This is a genomic window from Streptosporangium amethystogenes (assembly GCF_000721075.1).
GTDB classification, from domain to species: domain Bacteria; phylum Actinomycetota; class Actinomycetes; order Streptosporangiales; family Streptosporangiaceae; genus Streptosporangium; species Streptosporangium amethystogenes.
Window position 1 is genome coordinate 1 of record NZ_JOEQ01000095.1, and the last position, 5,369, is coordinate 5,369.

The 5,369-nt window shown below is 69.2% G+C and carries 3 protein-coding genes; all 3 read left to right on the forward strand.

Features of this window, described 5'->3' with window-relative positions:
• Positions 1–368, forward strand: a 368-nt coding sequence (locus IG98_RS46195; RefSeq protein WP_037972936.1) for a phosphopantetheine-binding protein, incomplete at its 5' end; no start/stop codon positions are given.
• Positions 368–3,571: a non-ribosomal peptide synthetase gene (locus IG98_RS0143565; protein WP_051753731.1), complete on the forward strand. Its 3,204-nt coding sequence runs from the start codon at positions 368–370 to the stop codon at positions 3,569–3,571. The genes IG98_RS46195 and IG98_RS0143565, both read left to right, overlap by 1 nt.
• A partial coding sequence (locus tag IG98_RS54080; RefSeq protein ID WP_245651968.1) for an AMP-binding protein occupies positions 3,454–5,369 on the forward strand: 1,916 nt, incomplete at its 3' end. The genes IG98_RS0143565 and IG98_RS54080, both read left to right, overlap by 118 nt.

Genomic DNA, 5,369 nt, shown 5'->3' on the forward strand with positions numbered 1-5,369 from the left:
TGATGGAGGCGTTACCGCTGACCGTGAACGGCAAGCTGGACCGCAGGGCGCTGCCGGCCCCGGAGTACGCCGGCGGTGCGGGTGCGGGCCGGGGACCGGCCACCGAACAGGAGCAGCTCCTGTGCGGCGTGTTCGCGCAGGTGCTGGGTGTGGACGAGGTGAGTGTCGATGACGACTTCTTCGCTCTCGGCGGTCACTCGCTGCTCGCGGTCCGGCTGATCAGCCGGATCAGGACGGTACTCGACGTCGAGGTGGAGATCGCGGTGCTGTTCGACGCGCCGACGGTCGCCGGACTCGCCCAACAGCTCGGAAATCAACGACCAGCTAGGCCGGCGTTGCGGCCGATGCGCAACCAGGAGGAGTCCTGATGATTCCGCTTTCATTCGCGCAGCGCCGCCTGTGGTTCATCGACCAGCTTGAGGGTCCGAGCGCCCTGTACAACATCCCGCTCGTTCTGCGGCTCTCGGGCGAGATGAACCGGGAGGCGCTGGGTGCCGCGTTTCGTGACGTCATCGTCCGGCATGAGGTGCTGCGTACGGTTTTCGCGGTTGCCGACGGCGAGCCGTACCAGCGCATTCTGACGATGGACGAGCTGGACTGGCAGCTCGCGGTCGCCGAGGTGGCGCCGTCCGATCTGGACGGCGCGGCCGCGGAGGTGGCGGGCTACGCCTTCGACCTGTCGTCCGAGGCGCCGATCCGGGCCTGGCTCTTCTCCGCCGGGCAGGACGACCACGTCCTGGCCATCGTGATTCACCACATCGCCGGAGACGGCTGGTCGACCGGGCCGCTGTCCCGTGATGTCACGACGGCGTACGAGGCGCGTGTCGCGGGGCGGGTTCCGGAGTGGGAGCCGTTGCCGGTGCAGTACGCCGACTACGCGTTGTGGCAGCGGGAGTTACTGGGGAATGGAGCGGATCCGGGGAGTCTCCTCTCGCGCCAGGTGGCGTTCTGGCGTGAGGCGTTGGCGGGGGCACCGGAGGAGCTGGAGCTGCCGTTCGATCGTCCACGTCCGGTGGTGGCCTCGCATGTGGGCCATACGGCGGGGGTGGAGGTGCCGGCGGAGGTGCACGCGCGGTTGGCGGAGGTGGCGCGCGCCGAGGGCGTGACGATGTTCATGGTGTTGCAGTCGGCGCTCGCGGTGTTGCTGTCGCGCCTGGGCGCCGGGACTGACGTGCCGGTGGGTGCGGCGGTGGCGGGTCGTACGGACGAGGCGTTGGATGATCTGGTCGGGTGCTTTGTCAACACGTTGGTGATGCGGACGGATGTGTCGGGGAATCCGAGCTTCCGTGAGGTGCTGGGCCGGGTGCGCAAGTCGGGGCTGGCGGCGTTCAGGCATCAGGACGTGCCGTTCGAGAAGCTGGTGGAGGAGCTGGCTCCAACCCGGTCGCTGTCCCGCCACCCGCTCTTCCAGGTCATGCTCATCCTGCAGAACAACGAGCGGACGGTCGTCGACTCTTCGCACGAGCGCACCCGCGGAGGCCCGACCGGACCACAGACGGTCAAGTTCGACCTGGAGGTCACCGCCGTCGAGCTCTTCGACGAGCAGGGCAACCCGGTCGGCCTGAGCGGGACGTTCACGGTGGCGGCCGACCTGTTCGACGTCGAGTCGGCCGAGCGGATGGTGACGCGCTGGGGACGGGTGCTGGAAGCTCTGTCAGCCGACCCCGGGCTGCGGCTCAGCGAGGTTGACGTCCTGGACACCGGTGAGCGGCGTCGAGTGTTGAGCGAGTGGAACGACACGGTTGTGGACGTACCGCCCGCAACGCTGCCGGAGCTGCTGGAGGCTCAGGTGGCGCGTACGCCCAGCGCGATCGCCGTGGTCGCCGACGGGACCGAGATGTCTTTCGCGGAGCTGGATGCGCGGGCGAACCGCCTGGCGTGGCTGCTGGCCCGGCAGGGAGTCGGCCCGGAGTCGGTGGTCGGGGTCTACCTGGAACGCGGAGTGGATCTGCTGGTCACCCTGTTGGGCGTTCTCAAGGCGGGGGGTGCCTACCTGCCGCTGGATCCCGAGTACCCGGCGGAGCGCACTGCCTTCACTCTCGCCGACGCGGGCGCCCAGTGCCTGCTGACCGATACCGCTCTGCTCGCGAGGCTGGTCGAGACGCGGAGCGCGGCGGGCGTGCCCAGGGTGGCGGTCGACGATGCCGCGGTGGTGGAGGAACTGGCCACACTGCCGAGTACGGCGCCCGTCACCGGTCTGACGGCCGAGCATCCGGCCTATGTGATCTACACCTCGGGCTCGACCGGCCGCCCCAAGGGCGTGGTGATCGAGCATCGGTCGCTGGTGAACTTCCTGGCCGCGATGCAGAAGTGCTTCGGGCTGGACACCGACGACAGGCTCGTGGCCGTGACCACGGTGGGATTCGACATCGCGGGCCTGGAGCTCTACCTTCCGCTGCTCACCGGAGCGCGGATCGTGCTCGCCGGGCAGGAGACGGTACGGGATCCGCTTGAGTTGCGAGAGCTGATCGTCTCCTCGGGCGCGACGTTGGTGCAGGCGACACCGAATCTGTGGCACGCGGTCGTCTCCGGCGGCGACGAAGGCGTGCTCGCCGGGGTCCGGGTGCTGGTGGGCGGCGAGGCACTGCCGGACGAGCTGGCACGGGCGCTGGGGTCTCGGGCGGCGTCGGTGACCAACATGTACGGGCCGACGGAGACGACGATCTGGTCCACCACCAAGCGGGTGGACATCGTCGGTGGTGTGTCGTCGATCGGCGGGCCGATCGCGAACACGTCGGTGTACGTCCTGGACGGGTACCTGCAACCCGTGGCGCCGGGGGTGGCGGGCGAGCTCTACATCGCGGGCGCCGGTCTGGCCCGTGGCTACATGGGGCGGCCTGACCTGTCGGCGGAGCGGTTCGTGGCGTGCCCGTTCGGCGGTGCCGGTGAGCGGATGTACCGGACCGGGGACCTCGTGCGCTGGAGCGACGCCGGTGACCTGCAGTACCTGGGAAGGGTCGATGACCAGGTCAAGCTGCGCGGGTTCCGCATCGAGCTCGGTGAGATCGAATCCGTGCTGGTCGCGCATCCGTCCGTCGCCCGCGCCACGGTGGTCGTGCGCGAGGACGCGCCGGGTGACAGGCGGCTGGTCGCCTATGTGCTGCCGGCCGGAGATGGCGACGACGCGCCGTCCGCGGTGCGGGAGTTCGTCGCTCGGTGTCTGCCCGATTACATGGTGCCGTCGGCGGTGGTGGTGCTGGAGGCGTTGCCGTTGACCGCGAACGGCAAGCTGGACAGACACCCACTCCGGCCGGGCTGGCTCTCGCCGGAGGTGCGAGGTCGGTGGTGGTGCCCGGGAACGCGATTCCTGCCGGTGCGCGCGAGATCACGCCGGCGATGTTGCCGCTGGTGGAGTTGTCGCAGGCCGAGATCGACCGGGTGGTGGCCACGGTCGAGGGCGGGGCGGCCAATGTGGCGGATGTCTATCCGCTGGCGCCGTTGCAGGAGGGCCTGTTGTTCCACCATCTGCTGGCGGACGGTGGCGCGGATACCTATGTGCTGCCGACCGTGGTGGAGCTGGATTCGCGGGCTCGGCTGGAGGCCTTTACGGACGCGTTGCAGCAGGTGGTGAATCGGCACGATATCTTCCGCACGTCGATTGTGTGGCACGGGCTGAGGGAGCCGGTGCAGGTGGTGTGGCGGCGTGCGGTGTTGCCGGTTGCCGAGGTGGTGCTGGATCGGTGTGGTGTGGATCCGGTGGCCGAGGTGGTGGCGGCGGGGGGTTTGTCGATGGATCTGGGGCGGGCTCCGTTGATCGATGTTCATGTGGCGGCGTTGCCGGATGGTCGGTGGTTGGCGTTGGTGCGGGTGCATCACATTGTGCAGGATCATATGGCGCTGGAGGTTTTGCTCGCCGAGGTGGAGGCGTTCCTCGCCGGTCGTGGTGATGAGCTGGGTGAGCCGGTGCCGTTCCGGAATTTTGTGGCGCAGGCGCGGGGTGGGGTGGAGCGGGCTGAGCATGAGCGGTATTTCGCTGGTCTGCTGGGGGATGTGAGTGAGCCGACCGCGCCGTATGGGCAGGTGGAGGTGCGTGGTGATGGGGCGGGGGTGGTTCGGGCGCGGGTTGCTTTGGGTGTGGGGCTGGGGGGCAGGTTGCGGCGGGTGGCGCGTGCTTTGGGGACCAGTGCGGCGACGGTGATGCATGTGGCGTGGGCGCGGGTGCTGGCGGTGGTCAGTGCTCGTGAGGATGTGGTGTTCGGGACGGTGTTGTTCGGGCGGATGAATGCCGGTGTGGGTTCGGGGCGGACGCCGGGGCCGTTCATCAATACGTTGCCGGTTCGGGTGCGTACGGGTGAGGTGGGTGTGGTGGCGGCGGTGTCGGCGATGCGTGGGCAGTTGGCGGAGTTGTTGGAGCATGAGCATGCGCCGTTGGCGTTGGCTCAGCAGGCCAGTGGGGTGGCTGGTGATGTGCCGTTGTTCACCGCGTTGTTCAACTACCGCCACAACAGCGCCCAGGACGCCGGCCAGGACGCCGGCCAGGATGCCGGCCGTGATGCCGGCCGTGATGCCGGGAGTGAGGGCATCAGGACGGTCTTCTCCCAGGAGCGCAACAACTATCCCCTCACTGTGTCATTGGACGACGACGGGGACACGATCGAGCTGACAGTGGACGCAGTCGCCCCGATCGACGCGCGGGCGGTGGGAGTGCTGCTCAGCACCACTGCCGAGAACCTGGTGGGTGCGCTGGAGGACGTGCTGGACGGCGGCGCGGACCGGCCGCTGAGCGCGATCGCCGTGCTGGAGGAGGCCGAACGCCACCGGGTGTTGGTGGAGTGGAACAACACGGTGGCCGACATCGCGTCCGCGACGGTGCCGGAACTCTTCCAGGACCAGGCGGCCCGCACACCCGACGCCGTGGCAGTCGTCGCCGACGACATCGAGATCTCCTACGCCGAGCTGGACGCCCGCGCGAACCGGCTGGCCCGGATCCTGGCGAACCGTGGTGTCGGCCCCGAGTCGGTGGTGGGGCTATGCCTCGGGCGCGGCGTGGAGGTGGTCGTATCGGTCCTGGCGGTGTGGAAGGCCGGAGGCGCGTACCTGCCGGTCGACCCGGAATACCCGGCGGAGCGGATCGCCTTCATGCTCGCCGACGCCGGCGTGGCGTGCGTGCTCACCGACGGTGGGCTGCGCGGCCGCCTCGACGAGTTCGCGGCGTACGAGAGCGCGCCGGTGGTGGTGCTGGACGACGACGCCGCGGTGGCGGGGGAGCTCGTCACCCTCGATGTCCGGGTGGAGGCCGGTGGTGCGGGTGTCGTACTGCCAGGACATCCGGCGTATGTGATGTATACGTCGGGGTCGACGGGGCGGCCGAAGGGGGTGGCGGTCACTCATGGGGGGTTGGTCAATTATGCGCGGTGGGCGGCGCAGGC